The organism is Mesorhizobium sp. M7A.F.Ca.CA.002.05.1.1, from assembly GCF_003998335.1.
In the GTDB taxonomy this organism is placed as follows: domain Bacteria; phylum Pseudomonadota; class Alphaproteobacteria; order Rhizobiales; family Rhizobiaceae; genus Mesorhizobium.
Genome location: NZ_RZQI01001169.1, coordinates 1 through 1525, shown reverse-complemented (window position 1 = coordinate 1525; position 1525 = coordinate 1). Strand labels below are relative to the sequence as shown.

Genomic DNA, 1525 nt, shown 5'->3' with positions numbered 1-1525 from the left:
CGCCTATCTGTCTGGCTGAGGCGCCAGGCTTGGGCCGGCGCCCAGCCATGCAACAGGCGCTTGCCCAGGAGAATTCATGCCGACCAGCCATGCCGACGTCGCCACCGAACATGCCAGCCGCTACCTGCAGCAGCTGTGCAAGCACTGGGCGCACAAATTCCCGGTCGAGTTCGATCCCACCCACGGCACCATCGATCTCTCAATGGGCCGTACCGTCATGGATGCCAATGCGGCGACACTGCATATCACGGTGTCGACCGACGAAGCGGGATCGATCGAGCGCCTGGAAAGCGTTGTCGCCGATCACATCAAGCGCTTTGCTTTCCGCGAAGAACTGACCTTCGACTGGAAACCAGCACCGGCGGCATAGGCCGCCTACTTCCCACCGGTCTGAGCAGCCATCTCCAGCAGCGCCTGCACGGAGCGCCAGTTGCGTGCGGTGCCCGGGACTTTCAGCGTGCGCGGGATCAGCCCGGCAAACACCGATTTGCCCAGCCCGTCCGGCGCGTGCAAGTAGAGCACATCGCCCTTGATCTCGAAGCGTTCGGGGCCGGTGCACTTTTCGGTCAGTCGCGCCACCTCGTCCGCTGTCGGCTCGCGCTCCAGCACATAGGCATGCAGCTTGGTATGGTCCCCGGCAACTTCCGGGTAAGGGTTTTCGTTCACCAGCCGCTCGAACCATGAGAGATCGCGCACCATGATGCGCGAATAAAAACCCCATTTCTTCTCGAAGGCTGCTTCGATCTGTTTCGTCAGCGCGGCCGCGTCGCCCTTCTTCGCCCGGAACACGGCATTGCCGCTCTGCACATAGGTGGCGACATCGGAAAAGCCGAGATCCTCGAAGAACGACCGCAGCTCCGCCATTTTGACGATGCGGTTGCCGCCGACATTGATGCCGGAAAACAGCGCGACGAAGATTTTTCCTGCCTCCTTGCCGCTCATATGATGAACCCGGCCAATGTCTCGTTGTCGGTGATGTCCTGATACTGGACGCCCTCGGCCTCGAACTTCGCTTTGAGCAGATCGAAATTGCGGCGGTCCTTGGTTTCGATGCCGATCAGCACCGAACCGAAATTGCGCGCCGATTTCTTCAGATATTCGAAACGGGCGATGTCGTCGTCGGGCCCGAGCAGTTCGAGGAAGTCTCGCAGCGCGCCGGGCCGCTGCGGAAAGCGGATGATGAAGTATTTCTTCAGCCCCTCGAAGCGTAGCGCCCGTTCCTTAACGTCCGGCAGCCGCTCGAAATCGAAATTGCCGCCCGAAACCACGGCAACGATGGTCTTGCCCCTGATCTCCTTCTTGGAGAAATCCTTGAGCGCATCGATCGCCAGCGCGCCGGCCGGCTCCAGCACGACGCCTTCGACGTTGAGCATTTCGATCATGGTGGCGCAGAGCCGGTTTTCCGGGATCAGCCGCACTGTGTCGGCCGGAAAATCCTTGAGACGACGCAACGGCTCGCGGCCGATCTCGGCCACCGCGGCGCCATCGACGAAATTGTCGACCTTGGCGAGTTTGAGCCGTTTTC

General features: G+C 61.0%; 2 protein-coding genes and 1 pseudogene. 1 reads left to right on the top strand and 2 read right to left on the bottom strand.

What is annotated here, in order from left to right; genetic code table 11:
* The first annotated feature begins 76 nt into the window (after window positions 1-76).
* On the top strand, window positions 77-370 hold the full coding sequence (locus EN939_RS33750; RefSeq protein ID WP_127271774.1) for a DUF2218 domain-containing protein: 294 nt from the start codon (window positions 77-79) through the stop codon (window positions 368-370).
* Window positions 371-375: 5 nt separating this feature from the next.
* Here EN939_RS33750 and EN939_RS33745 read toward each other — a convergent pair whose 3' ends face one another.
* Window positions 376-942, bottom strand: a complete 567-nt coding sequence (locus EN939_RS33745; protein WP_127271772.1) for a DUF1697 domain-containing protein — start codon at window positions 940-942, stop codon at window positions 376-378.
* Window positions 939-1525: pseudogene (locus tag EN939_RS33740) on the bottom strand (pyridoxal-phosphate dependent enzyme); the annotation flags it as partial. The pseudogene EN939_RS33740 and the gene EN939_RS33745, both read right to left, overlap by 4 nt.